A 21,444-nucleotide genomic window follows, 5' to 3' on the forward strand; every position below is an offset into this window, starting at 1 on the left:
AAGTAATGGCAGCGATCATTGAAAGCTTTACTCCTTATCAAGGCGATCATTGTGAGACGACCGCGATAGGCAATTTATTGCAGCATGCAGGAATTCCATTATCTGAGCCGATACTGTTCGGACTCGGACAAGGGCTTGGCTTTATATACTGGGATTCGAAAGGAATGGAATTTCCGTTTATAGGAGGAAGGGTGAAACCGGATGTATTAATCGCCAACCTTGCGGACTGTCTCCATTTGACTGTTCCTATTCAAGAAACATCCTCCGTCAACAAGGCGTGGCAAAACGTACAGAGTTGCATTGAACGCGGAATTCCGGTTGGGCTAAAGCTGGACCCCTATTATCTGGATTATTTTGTAAACAAAGTTCATTTTGCCGGACATTACGCAGTCCTATATGGTTATGATGATGAACATGCCTATATGGTGGATACCGCGCAGCAGGGCGGAGATGTGAAAACACGCTTATCCAGTCTGGCCGCAGCACGAAATGCCAAAGGATTTATGAGTTCCCGTAATCGTTCTTTTACGCTTGAGCCCATCGACAAATTGCCTCCACTTGTTCCTGCTATACGAAAATCGTTGACCAGAAACGCCCATGATTATCTGAATCCACCCATCCGTAATATTGGCAATAAAGGTATTGTAAAAATGAGCAAAGAAATTTTGAATTGGTTCTCCCGCAGCGGCAGCCACGAACATGATTTCTGTCTGACAGCACTGCTCATGGAGCAAGCAGGAACCGGAGGGGCTTTGTTTCGGAATTTGTATCGGGATTTTTTGAGAGAATGCATCGACCTGCTGCAAGAGCCCAAAATTGAGCATGCCTATGATTTGTTCGCGGATATCGCTCCCATGTGGGTCAATGTGTCTGCATCCATTGATCGTGCGGGCAGAACAGAAGACTACCAGGAACTAGTGCAAGCATCGCAGCTTTTACTTGAAATTGCAGATAAAGAACGTACAGCCATGGAATTATTGCGTTAACCCAGTACAACGAGAAAATAAAGAGGATTGCCCATAGCATATCTTTTTCCTTTCTCTGAATTTACTCATAAAAACAAGCACTCTGCAAAACGTGCTTGTTTTTGCCTTACCTGGCAAGCATCTTTCCGGACAATTCGGGTATAATCATTCCATATCCTGGCATAATGCATGCAGGTACAGCGCCACCATACCAACGCCGAACCATCTTACTTGTCAGCCAGGCCTACTTATCTTCCTGCTTATCCTGATCCCAAAGGAGGCTCCCATGAAAACACTTCGCAAGTTCATTCTGGCATTTTTGCTGGCTAATGTGATCGGCAATTTCAGTTTTCGCAGGCTTTCCTTTTTGCAATATGATATGGCCGCCGGTTGGTTTACGCTGGAAAATGGGATCAAGTATCTGATCAGTCTGGCCTGTTATATTGCCGTAGCTGTGTGGATCTATCAGATCCTGGAAGGCTTGGAGAAATGGCGAGAAGAGAATAAGAGCCGGTAATCGCTCGAATACAAAGAATAGTTGCCGACATGAAATGGGTATAGGAATTAGCGTTGGAATTCTCACTTGTTTGTATTTGTACTTGTTCACTTATAAGATATGATAATAGACGCGATACTGACCAAGGAGGTATTCATTATGTTCGGTGGCATAGGTATTCCCGGAGTGATTATGCTGATTGTTGTACTGATCGCACTTGTCTGGCTGCTTCGCTTTGTTATGAAAAAGCTGCGTTAATAGTGGGATTATACATAAACTATAACGTGATAAGCAGCCTTTTATCCAAGTGTTCCTATAACAATTTAATTATTAATTATGCTTGTACAACAAGGAGATTATAAAAACATACTCATGAAGCTATGCACAAATGGAAGCACGATGCACAGAGCGCAGGAAAGGGAGTAGGGGCGACGAACGACCTTTAAGCCTGGAGATCCTCATCTTCTCTCACAACTCAAGGATCTCCAGGCTTAACCGGAGGCCGTGCCTCTATCCCTTTCCGGAGCGGTCTATGCCAAACTCTCCACCCCCGCAAGTAAGCGAAATTCTCCTTTCTCCAACCAACACTCCAAATTTATTTCAAATTCCACATAACATTGTGATTTTAATCACATATTAAATTTTAGTTTTAATTTAATATAAAGACATGAAAGAGATGATCATCTTCCATCAAGAAGCACCCAACACGAAGTCACCAGGCTTCAGATTATACATTCACCAACCGGGCCGTTACAGCGGCACCCTATACCAACCCAAGGAGTGATCCATCATGAACAGATGGCTTAGAGAAAACAAAGTGGCAATGTGGTTATTGACTGTACTTCGCGTATATATCGGCTTCCAGTGGATTGAAGGCGGCTGGGGCAAATTGACTGGCGGATTCGACGCCACCGGGTTCCTCACAGGTGCAATCGCCAGCACCGGCGGCGAGCATCCAAGTGTCCAGGCAGGTTGGGGCGCGTTCCTCCAGAACTTTGCACTGCCGAATGTCGAACTGTTTAATGTACTCGTACCGATCGGCGAATTCCTCGTCGGATTGGGACTGATCCTCGGTACGTTCACTACAGTAGCCGCATTGATGGGCATGGTCATGAACTTTGCCTTCCTCTTCTCGGGTACCGTAAGCACCAACCCGTACCTGCTGCTGGCCGAGATCTTCATCGTCGTCGCTGGTGCCAATGCCGGTAAAATCGGTCTGGACCGCTGGGTACTGCCTTACCTGAAAGCCACTCTTTTCAAAAAACATACCAAACATGGCGGCACACCTACAGCACCCGCTCCCGATCATAAAGCAGCTTAACCAGTGAACATCCGGCGGATTCATATACAAATAAAGAACCGCCCACTTCCCTTCATAACCATACTGTGTATCACCTGACAATCCCCCTGCATGCTTCTTTAGCCGAAGCTTACAGGGGGATTGTCCTTTTCTTATTAGAATAAAGGGAATGATAGTACGTGGGCGCTCATGATAAATTCCATCGATAGGTACTGCTGCTATTGGTAGGTGTTATCACTTACAGTTGGCACCGCCCGCTCCCCATACGTATCTGCCAGAACCGAACTGCCCGGCTGATTATAAAATACGAGCAGTTCCTGCAGCACCACCCAATTGGGTGATGCATCAATTACCAGCATCAGCCCCTCATACTTGCCTGGCGTTACCGGAATTGGCTCCAGCACACCGCCTGCCGGATTATACGGCACCTGTACCTGTCCATCGTACAGCAGTATCCAGTCCCTGCCTTTGAGACCATAGATTATATAGTGCTGTACTGCCGGTGGATGCACGGTAGCCACCGGCTGTACCGCATGAATATCGATAGGCTGGGAAAAGGCGAAATTGATTGTACCATTTTTGTGTTCTCCACTTTCCGGCACCCAGCCCTGGCGCAGGTTGCGATCCGCTGCATAGTCCGGCAGAGCATTATCAAACGAACCGGATGCGGTCACCTTGGTGTCCAGCGGCAGGAAGTCACCGGTGCTATAGCTTCGCGGCGTAGCGACAGCCACTTCCGAATAGCCATAGTCTTCGCCATTCACAACTGCCTGTACCAGTACGTAATAAGGACTGCCATTGTTGATCAGACCTGTCAGCGTATAACCAGCATAGGCGTCCTCACTTACAGTCACCATCTCAGTCTGCGCAATATCGCCGTACTCATTGCCATAGGTGATCCGGTATTGATCGGCTTCGGCTACCTTATCCCAGGTGAGCAGAAGCTGCGCATTCCCGCTCGTCGCCTTTACATTCTGTACCGGGGTATGGTCGGTGTTATAACGTACTTCGTTGACGAAGATTGGCGCGGTGGACGACTCAATGCGCACACTAATATCGGTATACCAGCCCGGCGCCACAGGAAAAGGTTCCAGTGCTACAGGAGACTTAGCCCCTTCCAGATGAATCTGCCGCTGGGCCAGCACTTGCTCGGATGACCCTCTTCCCTTAAAAATGGTATAGGTCAGGTCACTGTCTTCCGCTGCCGAGACGATGAGCTGAAGTTCGCTCACATAAAGCGGATAGAAAAATTCATAATACAGCTCGCCCTGCGGATCGTTTCCATTATGCCTCCACATAGTGGACATATTATGATCTCTCGTATTAATTACAGGATGACGATACCACTCACCATTGGAGCCAGCGGTCATATAACTTGGAAAATCAAAACCGTCGACCGGTATATTGAGCACTTCATTGGAGTAGTTGCTTCGTGATCCACCGTCCAGAGCAGCTACTGTAAAATAGTAGGTCTGTCGATTGTTTAGATTAGGAATGGTGAGCCCGCTATACATATCGGCGGCTACATCGAGTGTCTGCGTATATACACCCGATTCAGGACCATATCTCACCCGATAGCCGGAAGCGCCGGATACCGGCTGCCAGGTCAGATGCAGCTGCTGATTGCCATAGGTTGTCTTCAATCCTGACGGGGAATTCAGATCCGAAATATACTGCAGCTCGCTGATCAGCAGATATGGCCGGGTAGACTGAGCTGTAATTCGGATACCATCATACCAACCTGCCGGCACCGGAATCGGATCAAGAGCGACGTAATCTTGTGGGTCAAGTTTATACGTCTTCTTGCCAAGACGGCTCCATTTCCCATCTTGCAAGCCTTCCACCGTATACGTCTCGTAGCGTTTGCCTATACTGCCAGTGGACAATTGTACCGCTTTCATATTAACCGCTTCGGGAAAAACAACCTGCAGACGGGCATACCGGGCATTCAGCTTCCAGATGCTGTACCAGTTGCCATCGCCTATATTTTCCGGTTCAAATGTTACTCCTTGGGTGCCGCTGGCTGTATAAATCGTTCCCGCAGGCAGCGTACTGCCCTGCATATCTTCAATTGTATCCGCATTCGAGCGACCCGCTGCGGGCAATAGTAACACCAGCAGCATACAGCAGCACATGTACCATTTAAAGCCTTTGGATCTCGTCGTCATAATAGCCTCCTTTATACTGTACCGATCCGCCTGAAGTACGTACTCCGCCGGATAGTATTCGTATGCTGTATCCTGCTGGTCTCTATCCGGTTATCCCAGAATCCACGTCAAATGCCTGCATATGCAGGAGATTCGTTACACACCTCCTTTTACAGTGAATCTGCCTTAATCATAATCACTTAACACCTCATCGAAAAGAATTATTTTCCATAAATGTATAATTAATATCCAGGGAAATATCGACGATATTACATATCCCATACTGATCCTGTTTGTCTTGGATCACAGCAAAAAAAGCCTTTCTCCAGCTTGTGGAGAAAGGCTCGTATTCACAGCATAGCCCTATTTAATTTCTGCGCTGTCTGCTGTCATCGCATAGGCGGACAGCGATTCCAGATGGTCCAGACCGCGTATGGATTCTTCCAGCAGCCGGACTTCCGAGCGGATCAGCATTTTTAATTTATCCGGCAAATGGTCCAGCTCATCGAGTTCCCTGCCATAATCACGCAGCACTGTCTCGGTCTCCCATTGTCCGTCCTGCAGATTGTTGGCAGCGATAACCTGCTCGCGCCGGATGATCCAGCCTGCCTCTGCCGCAGCATCGCGAATATCCTGAGGGGTAAACAGCGTACGCACATTGGCCGAGCTGCTTTCTTTGAAGCATTCGTATTTGGCCTGAATCAGTATGGAGAGCAGATGCGGGAACTGATGCATATTCTGGATCTGGGTATCCCATTCGGCAAAGCAGAGCTTTTTGCCCCATTTGTGTATTTTGCGGAAAATGCCTATCAGCTCTTCATTGGAAGTCAGGTACCAGGAAGCATGAGACAGCACGATGTGGCTAAATGTACCTGCCGGGAAATCGGTCTCCGGTGCCAGCAGATCTACTCCATATTCCATACGTGTCTGGAAGCCGAGTTTGGATTTGAGCAGGAATTTGGCTGAGTCTCCGACAGTTACGGGACTTCCGTAATCCGGTGATGCGATATCGATCCCGTACACCAGTCCGTCCCGGCCAACCTGATGGGCCAGTACAGCGGTTGTGTCCCCCTGACCGCAGCCGATCTCCAGTACTTTGCTGCCCGGCGGAATGTCCCAGAAATCCACCAGATTCAGCCGATGACGGGTCTGAACCCGCTGCATCTCCGGATGATCCTTACCCACCGCCATACAGCTGATAATTTCGTCCAGCATATGCTCTTGCGTATCCATTGTATACACCTCTCCCTCTACGTCTTGCCTATATGGTATTGTTCAAGCAATAATGATGCAGCGAAACAGAATGCGAGCTATTTATTTATGAAATGGTAGGGAATGATGCCAATCGGCGGGATGTCCCAGTCGCTGTTCATAGGGTATCCACTCGGTCATGTTGTAGCTCCCTTCGGTATTTTTACTGTCTATTATAATGCAGAGAGGACTAGCCATTGTTACCGGTTTGACAGGATAATCACTGATTTTTTGGACGATTTCTCTAATGTCAAATTTGACATATAAAGTGAGGCATGATAATTTAGAGTCATTCTTTTCTTGTAAATTATGGAATTTATTTTATCATCAAAAGATGGACGATATACAGAACAGGAGGAATCATCATGAAAGAACAATGGATTCAGGAACTAAAAGCACAGCAGGAACAGATCGTCGCCTGGCGCAGACATATGCACCAGTACCCGGAACTGTCATTCCAGGAAGTGAAGACTGCCCAGTTCATCGCGGATACGCTCACCGGATTTGGCTACCAGGTACGTACCGGTGTCGGTGAAGGCGGCATTCTCGCCGATCTGCAGGGTGGACAGCCCGGACCGACGATTGCATTTCGTGCGGACTTTGATGCCCTGCCGATTCATGAGGAGAATGATGTTCCTTACCGTTCGCAAAATGACGGTGTTATGCATGCCTGCGGTCATGACGGTCATACGGCGGCACTGCTCGGCGTCGCCAAAGTATTGAGCATGCATCAGGAGCAGCTGGAAGGCAATGTGCGGTTTATTTTCCAGCATGCCGAAGAGCAGATTCCCGGCGGTGCCAAAGCGATGATTGATGACGGCGCGCTGGACGGTGTGGACGAAGTATACGGTGCCCATCTGGCGAGCTATCTTCCGCTCGGACGAATCGGTGTCATCGCCGGCCCGTCGATGGCGGCAGCCGATGGATTCTTCATCACTATTCAGGGTAAAGGCGGCCATGGAGCCAAGCCGGATCAGACGATTGATTCGATCGTAATCGGCAGCCAGGTGGTTAGCTCGCTGCAGCATATTGTCTCCCGTCATGTGAATCCGCTCAAATCTGCGGTCGTTACCGTTGGCGTCTTCCAGGCGGGATCGGCCTTTAACGTAATCGCGGACAAAGCCAAAATCGAAGGCACCGTGCGTACCTTTGACCCGGAAGTTCGCAAGCAGATTGAAGACGATATTCGTACGATGGTGCACGGCATTACCCTCGCCGAGCGGGCGAGCTATACGATTGATTATACCCACGGCTACCCGGCTGTGGTAAATCCTCCGGCACAGGCCGAGGAAGTACGTCAGATCGTCATCAGCACGCTGGGCGAAGAAGCGCTGTTCGATATTCCGGAACCGTCGATGGGTGCGGAAGATTTTGCCTACTATCTGGAACACAAACCGGGTAACTTCTTCTATGTCGGCTCGCAAAATGAAAGCGAACATACCGGCTTCCCGCATCATCATCCGCGCTTTGATATCGACGAACAGGCGCTGCTGAATACCGGATGCGTGTTCCTCGGCATTACGGCAGAGAAGCTGCTGTCCAAGCGTGTGCCAGTGAACGGCTGACACAGGAATGGGTGGGAATGAACAGCATCGCAGGAGTCAGATGGTGCTGGGTATGTGCATAATTGGCATGCATGAACATCTATTGACCCTTTGTATGGAAGTAAGGACCTGGCCAGGCTGCCGGGTCCTTTTTTGATGTGTTGGACAGATGGATATCCGTCGCCACCAGATATTCATAGTCATTCATGATTGCTGCTGTAATATGCAGGGTCATGTCTTTTCCTCCAATTCTATAAAATATTGCGAATTCCTCTGCCGATATGTGAGCGAATGCCGTTTCATTGGGTAAGTATGCTGTAGATAGCCAGACAGGAACTATTCACAGCTTCTATCACTATAACGAACGGAGAGATCAATATGGAAACGAAAAACCTGGTATATGGAATTATTACGGGAGCATTGGTAGGAGCAGGGGCGGCATTGCTGCTGGCACCAAAGTCCGGAGAAGATATGCGTTACAGCCTCAAAACAGGTACAGCAAGTGCGGCCTCTTCCGCTTCCGAGCTGGCGGTAACAGCCAAAGAAAAGACACAGCTGGCTACAAGCCGCGGTCAGGAAATCATCCAGATGATTCGCGAGATTACACCTGTCGTGCAGGAAGCGATCAGTGTAGTCAAAGAATGGAAAGAAGTGCTGCAGACTTCTGCAGGCGAACTGAAGACGGAAGTACAGGGATTCAAATCCAGTGACAGTTCTTCTTCACAGCCTTCACAATCTTCCCAATCCACGCCACCTTCCCAGTCTTCATCGTCTGGACAGGCTTTACCGGAAGGCAGAACTCCTTCATCCGTAGGCTTCTGATTTATCCAAATCCAATAGCCAAGATATCTACCGGAAATGGTCTCTATCCAGAGATCGTTTCCGGTTTTTGCTGTCTGGCCGCTCTTATAGGGCCTCTTCACTTACTGCCATTACTCCCTGTCCGGCTTCTGCTTCTATTATTTCATATTCAACCCTTCGGTATACATATATGTAATCTGACGTTATTCAACAGCATTCATGCCTGATTGGATTGGAATATGCGGTATATGTCATTTACGGTCTATGAATTAGTGCTTACTTCCTCTTTTTCCTTTTATAAGACCGGTGTTATTTTGTGAATATGAAAGATCAGAGAAGGAAAGAATCAGATCCTGCATATAGGGAACTGATCTTATATTCCATCCACCACATTTGCCCAAAGAGGAGAAAGATAAAATGACAAAGAAAAGACCGCATCAAGGAATGACCCTGCTGTTAAGCGGTGTACTGGCACTGACTGCTCTGCCTTTATCCGGTACGCAGACCCATGCTGCCGATTCCGTTTCCGTCAACACTTATGAAAGCGCTATCTTATCGGAAATGCAGGCTGCTTCTCCGTACAACGTCTATAATCTGACCGGCTTCTCCACCGGCAATATCGGCGGCGGCATTATCCCGGAGACCGACAGCCGTTACAAAAAAGTATACAATGCCACCGATCTCGCCCAGGCGCTGCGCAAAAACTCCGGTATTAAAGTGATCGAGATTATGAACGATCTGGATCTGGGCTGGAATGAGCTGCCAGCAGCCGCAAAGACTTCGCCTTTTGCCGCTCATAATGCCCCGCTCACCCATCCTGTGCACAAGAAAACCGGTGTCAGCAAGCTGAGTATTGATGGATTTGACGGACTGACCATTTTCTCGGCCAACGGTGCCAAAATCAAGCATACCGGCATTACGGTCAAACGCAGTTCCAATCTCATCATCCGTAATCTGGAATTTGACGAATTATGGGAATGGGACGAAGCGTCCAAGGGCGATTATGACAAAAACGACTGGGATTATCTCACCATCGAAGGAGCCAGCTCCAAAGTTTGGATCGATCACTGTACATTCAACAAAGCCTATGACGGCATCGTCGATGTCAAAAAAGGCAGTTCCGGCGTGACTATCTCCTGGTCCTATTTCCGCGGTGACAACGGCAACAGCGGCAGCTGGGTCAGACAGCAAATCGAGGCGATGGAAGCGAGCAAATCCGCCTATCCCATGTACAATTATTTGCGCAGCAGCGCGGTTGGCATGACCATGGAGGATATCATCGCCATCTCCTCCGGTCAGAAAAAGACCCACCTCGTCGGCGCTACCGAATTTGCCTCGGATAATGCCGATCTGGAAGTGACGCTGCATCACAACTATTATCTGGATATTCAGGACCGGATGCCTCGTCTGCGCGGCGGTAATGCCCATGCGTATAATATTGTGATGGACGCTTCCGGTCTCGCCGCAGCCAAGAAGCGTATCACTCCGGCGATGGAAAAGGCGATTACATCCAAAGGTTATCATTTTACCGTAACCAGTAACGGCGCGATCTCTACTGAAGATGGCGCACTGCTGGTGGAGAAATCCCGTATTATGGATGTCGCTTCTCCGATTCGCAACAATCAGGCGGACCCGACCGATGCCAGCTATACCGGCAAAATCCGTGCGCTGGACACCATTTATGTGAATGATGGCAAGACATTCCGCGGTGATAGCGACAGCGCCGGCAGCCCGCTCGCTCCTTATCCGGCTCCGGCCAAGCCGTTCTCGTGGAATCGATTCAGCACACTGCCTTACAACTACCAGACCGATGATCCGGCTACACTGGTTACCCGTCTGCTTGCTGCTGATGGTGCAGGCTCCGGCAAGCTGGGCTGGGCCAAGGAGAACTGGCTGTTGACCCGGTACTGAGTCTGGAGCTGGGGTAATGCTGATTGGCTATAAGCTGATTCGGTATAAGCTGATTCGGTATAAGTAATGGGTAATTCAAATTAGGATGCAAGCCTCCGGCAGTAAGTCTCGGAGGCTTTTTGACTATTTTATGACTGTACGGTCAGCAAAGTGCCAAGCAGAATCATGACTTTTCGCTTCGTTTATTTCCTCTACAACAACACCCTCCATATCAAGATACATCCAAATGCTTATCAATTTGCTATTTATGGGTAATACACTTTAACTATATATTGCAAAGGGGATTTAACTGTGTCACAGCCACTACATCTGGACCCGATCCTTAGACAGGCTAATCTGCTGTGCCAGAGTCAGTTCGGTAAGAGACCCGATCGAATTCATGTGTATTCCAACAAACAAACAGCCGCAATTCTGCTGCATGAACTAACCGATCCCAGGGATGAACGACTGCCCGACGATCCGGATGAGTGTTACACTCATATTTACATTTTGCTCAGCCAGTTTATTTTTCCTGCATTGCAAAAAAAGATTGAAGCCACACTTGGTTACAATGTGATGAATGTATTTATTGACTGGAAGCTGGAATATAACAGTGCTGTCATTGCCATGATCTTCGAAGCAGAACCCGAGACTCCCCACGAGGATCTGTATGCCGGCAAAGCCGAGCTGCACATGAAGATCAGCCAGATCACCGAATCCGTACAGAAAACGCCGAAATCCGTAGATTCGTTCTGGCTGTCCGATCATATTCTGGTTATCCTGCGCAAAGGGCAGCTAATCAACCTGGAAAAACAGATTATCAAAAAAGGATTCAATAGTGCACTTCGGGTGTCCAAGCGGGAGCTGGAATTGGGACGTTTCCTCGAAGAACTGCCGGTGCTTGATCTTCTCGGCAGACCGCTGAAAACAGCTTATCTGGACTGGGATTTTGAACAGGACTTCAGCATGCTGCTGCTTGTTCTTGACAAGCAATCCTCCCATTAACGCCGAATAGCCCTGCCGACGTCTATGTCAGCAGGGCTGTTTGATGATATAAGGAATTATCGATTGGATCTACCGGCTGGTAACTCAGCCTGCCTCACTCGTCTGGTCACCGCGCTTCGTATCGGAGCAGCATACCCGGTTGCGACCTTCATCCTTGGCTCGGTACAACGCGTCATCCGCCTCCTGTATGAGCTGTTCTGCAGACTGGGTCCCATCCCACTCGGCCACGCCAAAGCTGGCAGTAACGGAATATTTGCGGGATGGTGATTCCAGTTCGATTAGCTTGCGCAGACGCTCGGCAACGCTGCGGGCTTCATACAGCGAAGTGTCCGGCAGCAACACGGCAAATTCTTCGCCGCCATAACGCACCGTCATATCTCCCGGACGACAGTAATCATTCAGCACACGTCCCAGATGCTTAAGCACCAGATCCCCTTCCTGATGTCCCCAATTGTCATTGAAGCTTTTGAAATGATCGACATCCAGCAGGATCAGACAGAGCAGATGACTCTCGGCATCCACACTTACTCTCCGGCTCATCAGCTGGTACAGCGACTCATCGAAATAGCGGCGGTTCCACAAGCCGGTCAGGCCGTCGCGCATCGCCAGCCGCTGAATTTTATCCGTCTCTCTTGCATTCTCGATTGCAGTAACAATCATTGGTGCCAGCTTCTCCACCTGAACTTTTTGCTGTATCGAGAAATGGTCCTGTTCCATCGACATCAGGTTGAGTACGCCAACTACCCGGGCTTCTTTGCGCAGAATGATATGCATGGAAGAACGAATTCCCTTTTCATGCAGATAGTCGGTAACCGATCCTGTCGGACGGTATACATCCCAGTTTTCGTGAATCATGGAGAAGCCACCTTCCAGCAGCTCGTTTACATCCTTTTGCTCTCCGCCCAGAGCGATTTCCTTGTGATCGATAACACCGTGATAGATCGATGATTTGATGGAGAAGGTACGGTCGGTATTCTGGGTAATGATCGAGATTCGCTCGCATTCGATCATGTTCCATATGCCCATCAGTGTCTCCTGATAGACATGCTGGACCGATTTGGCCTGATTCAGTGTGTTAATCATCTGGTACGTATAACCGAGCAGACGCTGGTCTTTTTGCATTTCCTGGCGCATCTCTTCAAACGTATGGATCAATCGGCCGATTTCATTGGAAGACGAATAGGCAGGCAGCTCGGCAGAGATACTCCCGTTTGCATAGGAGGACACCGCTTTGTCCAGCTGAACGATCGGGATCGTGATCCTCCGCAATCCTCGCTGAATGAAATACAGCATGATACATTGGAACAGTATAAACATCGTACCTATACCAAACAGTGTAATAGTAATATTTCTCAGCATCTGGGTACGCAGGTAGTTGCGTAAATCTTCGAATTCCTTGCTCAGCACGCTCTGCTGCGCCCGGAAAGAATCAAACTGCTTTTTGCCCGACTGCAGTTCTTCGCTCGTCACCTGATGACCGGACATTGTCTGATGCACCTGTTTATCCCCGTAATTGACTTTCCAATTGGTACCAGTGTCGATCAGCTTCTGCATCTTGTCCTTGTACTCCGGATGGCTGTCCAGACGTTCCATAATATCGCTCGAAATCATCTGAAACTGCATGTTGCCACGGTCAAAAGGCTCCAAAAAGGAAATGTCCCGCGTCAGCAGGTAACCACGCTGTCCGGTCTCCTGATCCACCAGTGCATTTTCAAGCAACTGCAGTGCAATCTGCAAATTCGCCACTTCCTTGACCTGTGCATAATCGTTCCGGACCGATTGATTCATATAAAATAACCCAAACACCACAACCAGCAAAAAAACAATGATGGACCAGAGGTTCGTTTTGATGACACCTGCGCCGATAAAGTTTTCTTCCTGAAACATTTTGATGAGGGACTTTTTCATTTGTCGTCTCCTTACCTGCCTATCTCTTCTTGTACTATATGCCTAGGCTTTGCTTCGTTATGCAATACACATTAAGTACCCGTTTACTTTAACAAGTTAAATATTCTCTTCTATTATCTGCTGTAGAGCGCCATTACTTTAGATAAATATTCGAAATTGATCATGAAGATTCATAAAATCCGTTCTTGAGTACTAACCATACAGAAAATGGAACATGTGGAATGTGCATCCTCTTTGCTTTTTCGTAAGGGAATGGCCCGGATTGGCACAATAGCCATAAAAAAAACGCCAAACCCTTGTAGGCTCGGCGTCTATATTTTGTATTAAATTGTTCGCTTTTTTTGCATTTATTGCAACTTATGATAGAGTCTGCCGGAAAAAATGTAGGGAACAGCTATGGCGTTACTATCCCAACACGTGCAGGATCGGACACGCTCATGATATGTTAGCGTCCTTGGAATAGGGGAGATTACTTTGGTGTGTATTAGAGCAGTTCGGCAAAAAAACCTGATGAGGCTCCATCAGGTTGGGGCATTAGAAAAAATAGCGTACCAGTGCCATCATGATTACGCCAGCGATCACGGTGATGGATAGGCTTCGGGTTTTGATTGCGATAACCAGCGTGGGGATAAATACGATGACGGCCTGCCAGTCGATTTGCAGGGAATCTTCATTTTGAATCAGGAGACTTTCAACGACCAGGGCTGTCAGGATACACACCGGGATATAGGACAGCCATTTGAGTACGGATTCCGGCAGGTTCAGATTGCGTACGACTATGAAAGGCAGTACACGCGGGATCATGGTCACGAGGGCGCAGCCGATGATGACCATGAGAGTCGTCCATTGTATCGTCATTTTTCGGTCACCACCCCGATTGTTGCTACGATGACCGTCGCAATAATAACGGCCAGTTGGGAAGATACGACCAGAGACAGCAGCAGCATGGCAATGACCATATAGACCATCAAGCGCAAATAATGCTTTAATTTCTCGGATGCCAGATGGCCGAGCTGCAGGACGAGCAGAGCGACGAACATACCTGTCAGCGCATAATCCATACCCAGCTGCTCCGGATCGGCGATCCAACTGCCGAACATGGCACCGACGACACAGGATACGATCCAGCTGGCATAGGCAGTCAGATTCAGTCCATTCATCCAGCGATCATTCAGCGATTTGCCCTGAGCGATCCGGCCGGCTGCTACACCAAATGACTCGTCTGTGACCAACAGGCCGATACCCATATTCCGCAGCAGCGAATACCGGGTAAAATGCGGAGCCAGCGTCGCGCTCAGCAGGAAATTTCGCAGATTCACTATAAATGTGGTCAAAATAATAGCGGAAATCGGCGTATGCACAACCAGCATCGCACATATGATAAACTGTGCCGCTCCCGCATAGACGAGCAGGGACATCAGTCCGACCTCCACCACACTCAGATGCGAAGCGGCTCCCACGATACCGGCAGCCAGACCGATACTGATATAGCCAAGCAGTGTAGGAATGCCATCCCTAACCCCATTGGCAAAAGTAGGCTCGGTCTGTTGTTCTGCGCTGGTATACAGCTCTTTCGCTGAATTGGATGAAGAGGGGACTTGTTCCTCCCCACTTTTGCCCCTTGGCTGTTCCTCTATTGCCTGAACATCCTTCATTATGTCATTTCCCCCTGCTGGTTTGTCGTATCTTTTGTATGCTAAAATGAACTAAAGTTTACTATAGCGTACTTTTATTTAATATAACATACATTATTCCGTTATATTAGACAAGAGGAAAAGGAGAAATACATGGAAGCCATACAGAGTGTAATTGCCAAAAATCTGGCTCGCATCCGCAAAAGCAAAAATCTCACTCTTGATCAGACATCCGAATTGACCGGTGTCAGCAAAGCGATGCTGGCGCAGATTGAAAATGAAAAATCCAACCCTACCATCAGCACACTATGGAAAATCGCCAATGGTCTGCAGGTGTCATTTACGAGCTTTCTCAAGGAAGAAGAAGTTCTTGTCCGCAGAGTGAATATGCATGAAGTGAACATGATTATGGACAGCGATGACAAGTACAGGGTGTACCCCTTTTTCCCTTATCATCCGGACAGAAGATTCGAGCTGTATATCGTGGAGCTGCTGCCGGGATGCGTGCATGAACCGAAAACGCATCCGGGTGAAGAGTATCTGATCGTCAAGGAAGGATCGATGGTCGTCGATCTCAAAGGACAGAAATACGAGCTGACCGAAGGGGATGCCATTCAGTTCTCCGGTCGGAATCTGCATGGCTATACCAATCCGACTGCAGAGAAAGCCAGCTTCTTCATGATGATGCATTATCCGGATGACGAACTGCAGTAGATATTCTATTTTGTGCAAGCAGGTGACCATACCTGTCGCTGCTGGATATACCGGTGAACCTGTCGCAGCAATTTGTTGCGCAGATGGTGCAGTCACTGGAACGAGCGATAGACGGAACCATTCACTGATCCTGATAGGCTCAAAAAAACACGCAGTCCCTCCTCTTCCATAAAAAAGGAGGGACTGCGTGTTTGGTATTGGATACGTATCTCCTGGACGTATCTGGCTCAGGATGACTTGGAAATGACAGATATTTTCCCGTTCGTCTCCAGTATGACGGCCGCTACTTTATCCATCTCCTGCATCCCCTGCTGACGAACCACCTGCATAACTTCATCCCTGGCGATTCGTTCATCTTCCATAGCTTCATCACGAAACTCGTCTTCATAAAAAAGAAGGCGCGGTTCTGCTTTGATAAACGACTTGATCTTCTTGCTGCGTATGGTGGTATAAGCGACCAGATACTGCAGCAGCACAAGAAGTGTCATCGCGAGAAATCCTTCGGTAAGCGAGATGCTTTTATTGACAATCACAGAAGATAGAGTCGAACCCAGTGCTACGGTCACTATCAGATCAAAAGCATTCAGTTTGGATAACGTTCTTTTGCCGGATATCCGTAAGAGGATCATTAGATATACATATGAAAATATGCCAATAACAAGAATGCGAAACAAATCTCCCCAGGTATCAAAAAACATGAGCGGTCCTCCCCATAAATGGTTTGGCTACACTTTAATATGCCGGTCGAATCATGAATTACGGTATATGCAGCTCTAGCAGTCGTTACCCGTCATCATTCAGCATGACACAACTTCCCGGCATCACATACATACCAAGATGCCTATCCAGCCCGGATTCGATCAGAAAATGGAAATCAGTTCCTGCGTATAAGGATGCCTGGACTCTGCAAACAATTGTTCCTGCGGAAATTGATCGACCAGCCTGCCGTCCTTCATCACCATGATTCGCTGGCTCATCTGGTGCACAGCTGCAAGATCATGGGAAATGAACAGATACGACAGATTCAGTTCGGTACGCAGCCGGGTCAGCAGCTGGAGCACCGCTCCCTGGGAGATGACATCGAGGCTCGCTGTCGGTTCATCCAGCACGACCAGCTGCGGCTCAATACTGATCGCGCGGGCGATAGTCACCCGCTGGCGCTGACCGCCGCTCAGTTCATGAGGATACCGGTCTGCGAGCGATTCGGGCAGCTCCACGGCCTCCATCAGCTGCCGCACGAGCTCCTGATCCGAAGCAGGCCGGAAATGCTGCAATCGCAGCTCATTACGGTACTGCAGATACGGATCGAGCAGGGAATCCCGGATCTTCAGCTTGGGATTCAATGCCGCCGACGGGTTCTGGAACACAATCTGTATTTTCTTCCGATGCGGATACAGCTGGCGGTCATTCATCCGTTCGATGGAGTGACCACCCAGTATAATTGAACCGCTGTCTGTCGCTTCCATACGCAGTAGACAGCGGGCGAGCGTACTTTTGCCGCATCCGCTCTCTCCAACGAGACCGAGACATTCCCCCGATGCGATGGCAAAGGAGACTTCATCCAGTACCCGCTTATCCGGCGCATACGATTTACTCAGCCGGTTGACCTGGAGCAGACTCATCTTCCTCTCACCTCCTGCAGACCGGATGGCAGTAGATTACCCGGTTTCTTTAAGATTGGTGCAGCCTGAATCAGCTGCCTGGTATACGGATGCTGGGGATGATCCAGAATCCGGTGCTTGCCACCAGTCTCGACGATGCGTCCTTCCTGCATCACCGCGAGCCGGCTGGCATACTTACGCACATGACGCCAGTCGTGCGTGATGAACAGAATCGCGCAGCCGGTTTCCCGCTGCTTTTGCGCCAGCAGTTCCAGAATCCGGTGACCGGACACGCTGTCCAGCGCAGTCGTCACTTCATCGGCGATCAGCACATCCGGCGAGAGCAGCAGAGCCATCGCGATCGATACTCGCTGCAGCTGTCCGCCGCTCAGCTGGAAGGGATAACGCCGATACAGACTTTCGTCCAGTCCGACCGATTCCAGCGCTGCGATTCCCTGCCGCTTGCGCACAGCGCCTGGAGCAATGCCGTGCACCTTCTGGTATTCTTCCAGATGCTGTCCAATCGTACGGAACGGGGTAAATGAACCCTGATAATCCTGAAATGCATACGCCAGCCTGCGTCCACGGATATCGCGCATCTGCCGGGCAGACAGACCCAGCAGGTCCTGTCCGTGCAGCCGGATGCGTCCTTCCAGCTGCAGATTCGGCGGCAGCATTCGTCCGGCAGCCTGAGAGAGCAGGCTTTTGCCGCTGCCGCTCTGGCCTACGAGAGCGAACCATTCTCCCTCGTGTACGGTCAGGGAGACATTGTCGACGATCGTTTTTGCCCAGCTGCGAATGGTTACCTGTTCCATCGACAGAATCATGATTGCACCTCCCTTTTTACATCAAACCGGTCACGCAAATAATCGCCCAGCATATTCGCCAGCAGCACGACAGACATAATCGCCAGACCCGGATAGATCATCAGCTCCGGTCGCGATTGGAAATAAGGACGCGAGTCATTGAGCATCGCTCCCCATTCCGGTGTTGGCGGCTGGGCACCCAGTCCGATATACGAGAATGCCGAGATGAGCAAAATAATTTTGCCCAGATCCAGACTCGCCAGCACCAGCACATGACCGATCACATGCGGCAGCAGATGCTTGCGCATAATTTTCGCCGGAGACAGTCCGTTCGTACGGGCGATCTGCACATAATCCTTTTGCGCCTCAGACAGCACGGTACTGCGTACGAGTCTCGCGTAGTTTACCCATTTGACAACAACGATCGCCAGCACCAGATTGCCGATCCCCGCACCAAGCAGACCGCTCAGTACAATCGCCACAATCGTATCGGGAAAAGACAGAAAAGCATCCGCGATCCGCATAAAAATTCGGTCGATCCAGCCGCGGCTGTACCCGGAGATCAGTCCAAACGGAATCCCGATCAGCAGCGCGGCGCCAAGTGCCAGCAGGCTGTATCCGAGCGTCTGCTGTCCGCCGAGCAATAGTCGTGTCAGCACATCCCGGCCCAGATGATCCGTGCCGAGCGGATGCAGCATACTCATCTCCTGCAGACGGTCACCGAGATCGGTCGTATTCGGATCATGCTTCAGCCAGAAGAAAGCATAGATTGAAGCCGCAGCCGTGACCAGAACAAATAACAAAGCGATCATGCCCTGCCAGCTGTGCTTGCTGCGCCGGGACACTCTGGGTATGGATAATTCTCTCACCAGCCGGCCTTCCTTTCCTTGAGCTTCATCTCCGGATTCAGATACCGGTAGGACAGATCCACCAGCGTATTCACTACAAATACGAGGGCTGCCATGACCAGAATATAGCCCTGAATCAGCGGATAATCCCGCTGCCGGATCGAATCCACGACCAGCTTGCCGATTCCCGGATAGGCAAACAGCACCTCAACAACGACGACTCCACCGATCAGACTGCCCAGACTCACGCCGAATACCGTAATGACCGGCGGCAGACTGTGCCGCAGGGCATGCACCCAGAAAATGCGTGCCTCACTGTATCCCCGCGCCCGCGCTGCCCGTACAAATTCCTGTCCGAGCGAATCCAGCAGACTTGAACGCAGCAGACGCACGTATACACTGGAAATTGCCAGCCCCAGTGTGAGCGAAGGTAGCAGCAGCGATATCCATCCGTCCCTCCCCATCGTCGGCAGCCAGCCGAGACGCACACCGAACAGATCGATCAGAATAAGTCCCAGCCAGAAGCTCGGAATCGCCGCGCCCATAATCGACAGCAGCCGGCTCACATGATCAATCCAGCTGTTCCGGTACAATGCCGACAACGAGCCAAGCGGAATAGCAATCAGCAGCATGATGACCAGTGCCCCTGCCGTCAGCTCCAGCGTCGCCGGCAGACCGCCCATAATCATTTTCATGACCGGCTGACCGGTTGCATAGGATTGGCCAAAATCCAGCCGTACGAAATTCAGCAGCCACTGCCCGTATTGAACGAGCAATGGCTGATGGAATCCCATCTCTTCTCTTAGCGCTTCCACCTGTTCCTGACTGACGGACAATTCATCCACATTCAGAATCGTCAGCACCGGATCGCCCGGCGCCATACGAATAAACAGAAAGCTGATAAAGGTAATAAACAACACAAAACCCAGTGTCTCCAAAAATTTGCGGATTAGAATCCGGCCCATTACATCACATCCAGCTTGTTCGTAATCATATAGTATTCACTGCGCGTGGTAACCCAGTTTTTCACTTTCTCTTCGTTATAAGCTACAATCGTCGATGGATGCAGCACAAAGGAATTGATCACATTCTCATGTACATAATCGGCTGCCTGCTCTGCCAGCACGGCACGCTTGTCCGGTTCAACGGTCCGGTTGAGCCGGTCGATAATAGCTGTCAGCTTCGGATCTTCAGATCCGCTAAAATTCAGCGCGCCATCCGGATGATACGTCGCATTCAGATAATACCCGGCATCTCCACGTGGGGCGGTCAGATTGCTGTAGGTCGCCAGATCCCAGTCCCGGTTGGCTGCCATATAATCCTCGGGAGTATCAATCTGGCGAATTTCCACCTGAATGCCGATTTTCTTGGCATCAGACTGGAAGACCTGCGCGATCAGCGGCAGATCGGCTCGTGCCGAATAGGTGAGCAGCGTTAACTGCAGCGGCTTGCCGTCCTTTTGCATCTGGCCGTTGACCAGTGAGTAACCTGCCTGCTGAAGATACCGGACCGCCGCATCCGCGCCCAGCGGCGACGGCTCATACTTGGGTGCAAATGGCAATGACGGCAGGAAAGGCCCGGTCGCCGCTTCTCCATGTCCCAGCAGAATCATATCTACAATCTTCTGTCGGTCAATCAGTGCATCCATCGCCCGGCGTACATTCACGTCCTGCAGTGCTGGACGCTCCATATTCATCGTCAGCTGATGTACCCGGAAGGTTGAGGTGGACTCCACCTTGATGCCCTGCTCGGCATCCAGTGTATCGAGGCTCTCCACTTCCGGACGGTAGACAATATCCACCTGCCCGGAGCGCAGTGCCAGCGAGCGGGCATTGGCATCCTCGTTAAAGGAGAACGTCACTCCGTCCAGCGGGGAAGCACCATCCCAGTATTTGTCATACCTTTTCACTTCCAGCTTGCTGCCGGGAGTAAATGTACTCAGCAGGAAAGGCCCTGTGCCGACCGGCTTGTTCACCACATCCGGTTCGGACACATCGATAATCGATGTATTGGGATTCACCAGTTCCGAGATGAATTCCGGAAAAGGCTGGCTCGTTAATATCTGCAGTGTATTTCCATCTGCCTCGATGCTTTTGATCTTGAGTGCATTCTTCACCGCTATGCTCTCGGTCATCGCCCGCTCCAATGAAGCTTTGACCGCTTCTCCGGTCATCGGCTTGCCGTTCTGGAACGTTACATCATCACGCAGCTTTATTTTCCAGTTCTGTCCGTCCTTGCCCTCCCAGCTCTCGGCGAGCCATGGCGCGACCGTCAGGTTATCTTCATCCAGACGCACCAGCGTCTCGGTAATGCCTGCACGGATCGGCACATAACTGGAATCGACATGCGGATCGAGCGAGTTGGTCGAGAAGTTATACAGGAAGCTCACATGCTTGCCCTGTTCCTTGGCGCTGGAAGAAGGTGATGAACATGCACCCAGGATAGCGATACAGAGCAGCAGTATAGTCATTCCAAGAGCCTGTCTTCCTCTGCGCTTCCCTCCAGTCATTCCTCCATATACAGAGCGACGCTGT

The 21,444-nt window shown here is 50.0% G+C and carries 20 protein-coding genes; 8 read left to right on the forward strand and 12 right to left on the reverse strand.

Annotated features, from left to right (window positions below):
* The first annotated feature begins 5 nt into the window (after positions 1-5).
* The 3 genes from WH45_RS19155 (at position 6) to WH45_RS19165 (ending at position 2,782) form a co-directional block, all read left to right on the forward strand.
* Entirely contained in the window at positions 6-986 is a 981-nt protein-coding gene (locus WH45_RS19155; RefSeq protein ID WP_046216022.1) for a BtrH N-terminal domain-containing protein, read from the forward strand.
* 265 nt (positions 987-1,251) lie between these two features.
* Positions 1,252-1,482 carry a hypothetical protein gene (locus WH45_RS19160; protein WP_046216023.1) on the forward strand — a complete coding sequence of 77 codons (231 nt, stop codon included), beginning with the start codon at positions 1,252-1,254 and terminating at the stop codon, positions 1,480-1,482.
* A 766-nt stretch (positions 1,483-2,248) separates the two neighbouring features.
* Positions 2,249-2,782, forward strand: coding sequence for a DoxX family protein (locus tag WH45_RS19165; RefSeq protein WP_046216024.1), 534 nt, complete (start codon positions 2,249-2,251; stop codon positions 2,780-2,782).
* 197 nt (positions 2,783-2,979) lie between these two features.
* Here the strand turns inward: WH45_RS19165 and WH45_RS22985 are convergent, their stop codons facing one another.
* Together WH45_RS22985 and WH45_RS19175 are read right to left on the reverse strand one after the other, a co-directional pair.
* Positions 2,980-4,929 (reverse strand): fibronectin type III domain-containing protein, encoded by a 1,950-nt coding sequence (locus WH45_RS22985; protein WP_052723862.1) that lies wholly within the window; start codon positions 4,927-4,929, stop codon positions 2,980-2,982.
* Positions 4,930-5,271: 342 nt separating this feature from the next.
* Positions 5,272-6,141: a class I SAM-dependent methyltransferase gene (locus tag WH45_RS19175; RefSeq protein WP_052723863.1), complete on the reverse strand. Its 870-nt coding sequence runs from the start codon at positions 6,139-6,141 to the stop codon at positions 5,272-5,274.
* A gap of 383 nt (positions 6,142-6,524) precedes the next feature.
* Between WH45_RS19175 and WH45_RS19180 the strand changes: the two genes are divergently transcribed.
* On the forward strand, positions 6,525-7,724 hold the full coding sequence (locus WH45_RS19180) for a M20 metallopeptidase family protein (RefSeq protein ID WP_046216025.1): 1,200 nt from the start codon (positions 6,525-6,527) through the stop codon (positions 7,722-7,724).
* A gap of 79 nt (positions 7,725-7,803) precedes the next feature.
* Here WH45_RS19180 and WH45_RS24100 read toward each other — a convergent pair whose 3' ends face one another.
* Positions 7,804-7,938, reverse strand: a complete 135-nt coding sequence (locus WH45_RS24100) for a hypothetical protein (RefSeq protein WP_268748578.1) — start codon at positions 7,936-7,938, stop codon at positions 7,804-7,806.
* Positions 7,939-8,081: 143 nt separating this feature from the next.
* Between WH45_RS24100 and WH45_RS19185 the strand changes: the two genes are divergently transcribed.
* The 3 genes from WH45_RS19185 to WH45_RS19195 all read left to right on the forward strand — a co-directional run bounded on the left by WH45_RS19185 (position 8,082) and on the right by WH45_RS19195 (position 11,399).
* Positions 8,082-8,525, forward strand: a complete 444-nt coding sequence (locus tag WH45_RS19185) for a YtxH domain-containing protein (RefSeq protein WP_046216026.1) — start codon at positions 8,082-8,084, stop codon at positions 8,523-8,525.
* Positions 8,526-9,065: 540 nt separating this feature from the next.
* Complete coding sequence (locus WH45_RS19190) at positions 9,066-10,415, forward strand: pectate lyase family protein (RefSeq protein ID WP_046216070.1); 1,350 nt, start codon at positions 9,066-9,068, stop codon at positions 10,413-10,415.
* A gap of 291 nt (positions 10,416-10,706) precedes the next feature.
* Positions 10,707-11,399 carry a Na-translocating system protein MpsC family protein gene (locus tag WH45_RS19195; protein WP_046216027.1) on the forward strand — a complete coding sequence of 231 codons (693 nt, stop codon included), beginning with the start codon at positions 10,707-10,709 and terminating at the stop codon, positions 11,397-11,399.
* A gap of 84 nt (positions 11,400-11,483) precedes the next feature.
* Here the strand turns inward: WH45_RS19195 and WH45_RS19200 are convergent, their stop codons facing one another.
* The 3 genes from WH45_RS19200 to WH45_RS19210 all read right to left on the reverse strand — a co-directional run bounded on the left by WH45_RS19200 (position 11,484) and on the right by WH45_RS19210 (position 14,962).
* Positions 11,484-13,307 (reverse strand): sensor domain-containing diguanylate cyclase, encoded by a 1,824-nt coding sequence (locus WH45_RS19200; RefSeq protein ID WP_046216028.1) that lies wholly within the window; start codon positions 13,305-13,307, stop codon positions 11,484-11,486.
* 534 nt (positions 13,308-13,841) lie between these two features.
* The gene (locus tag WH45_RS19205) at positions 13,842-14,165 is read right to left on the reverse strand and encodes an AzlD domain-containing protein (RefSeq protein ID WP_046216029.1); all 324 of its coding nucleotides are present in this window, start codon (positions 14,163-14,165) and stop codon (positions 13,842-13,844) included.
* A complete protein-coding gene (locus tag WH45_RS19210) occupies positions 14,162-14,962 on the reverse strand; it encodes an AzlC family ABC transporter permease (RefSeq protein WP_082096966.1) in 801 nt (266 codons plus the stop codon). Before WH45_RS19210 ends, WH45_RS19205 begins: the two co-directional genes overlap by 4 nt.
* A 132-nt stretch (positions 14,963-15,094) precedes the next feature.
* On the opposite strand from WH45_RS19210, the gene WH45_RS19215 reads away from it, so the two are divergent.
* Positions 15,095-15,655, forward strand: coding sequence for a helix-turn-helix domain-containing protein (locus WH45_RS19215; protein WP_046216030.1), 561 nt, complete (start codon positions 15,095-15,097; stop codon positions 15,653-15,655).
* A gap of 227 nt (positions 15,656-15,882) precedes the next feature.
* Here the strand turns inward: WH45_RS19215 and WH45_RS19220 are convergent, their stop codons facing one another.
* From WH45_RS19220 to nikA, 6 genes are all read right to left on the reverse strand, one after another.
* The gene (locus WH45_RS19220) at positions 15,883-16,353 is read right to left on the reverse strand and encodes a DUF421 domain-containing protein (protein WP_046216031.1); all 471 of its coding nucleotides are present in this window, start codon (positions 16,351-16,353) and stop codon (positions 15,883-15,885) included.
* A 162-nt stretch (positions 16,354-16,515) separates the two neighbouring features.
* Positions 16,516-17,277 carry an ABC transporter ATP-binding protein gene (locus tag WH45_RS19225; protein WP_046216032.1) on the reverse strand — a complete coding sequence of 254 codons (762 nt, stop codon included), beginning with the start codon at positions 17,275-17,277 and terminating at the stop codon, positions 16,516-16,518.
* Positions 17,274-18,083, reverse strand: coding sequence for an ABC transporter ATP-binding protein (locus WH45_RS19230; protein ID WP_046216033.1), 810 nt, complete (start codon positions 18,081-18,083; stop codon positions 17,274-17,276). Before WH45_RS19230 ends, WH45_RS19225 begins: the two co-directional genes overlap by 4 nt.
* Entirely contained in the window at positions 18,080-18,874 is a 795-nt protein-coding gene (nikC, locus tag WH45_RS19235) for a nickel transporter permease (protein ID WP_046216072.1), read from the reverse strand. Before nikC ends, WH45_RS19230 begins: the two co-directional genes overlap by 4 nt.
* 53 nt (positions 18,875-18,927) lie before the next feature.
* Positions 18,928-19,875, reverse strand: a complete 948-nt coding sequence (nikB, locus tag WH45_RS19240; RefSeq protein ID WP_046216034.1) for a nickel ABC transporter permease — start codon at positions 19,873-19,875, stop codon at positions 18,928-18,930.
* Entirely contained in the window at positions 19,875-21,380 is a 1,506-nt protein-coding gene (nikA, locus tag WH45_RS19245) for a nickel ABC transporter substrate-binding protein (RefSeq protein ID WP_407668041.1), read from the reverse strand. The genes nikB and nikA overlap by 1 nt, the downstream gene beginning before the upstream one ends.
* Positions 21,381-21,444 lie beyond the last annotated feature (64 nt).

The organism is Paenibacillus wulumuqiensis (assembly GCF_000971965.1).
GTDB lineage: Bacteria > Bacillota > Bacilli > Paenibacillales > Paenibacillaceae > Saccharibacillus > Saccharibacillus wulumuqiensis.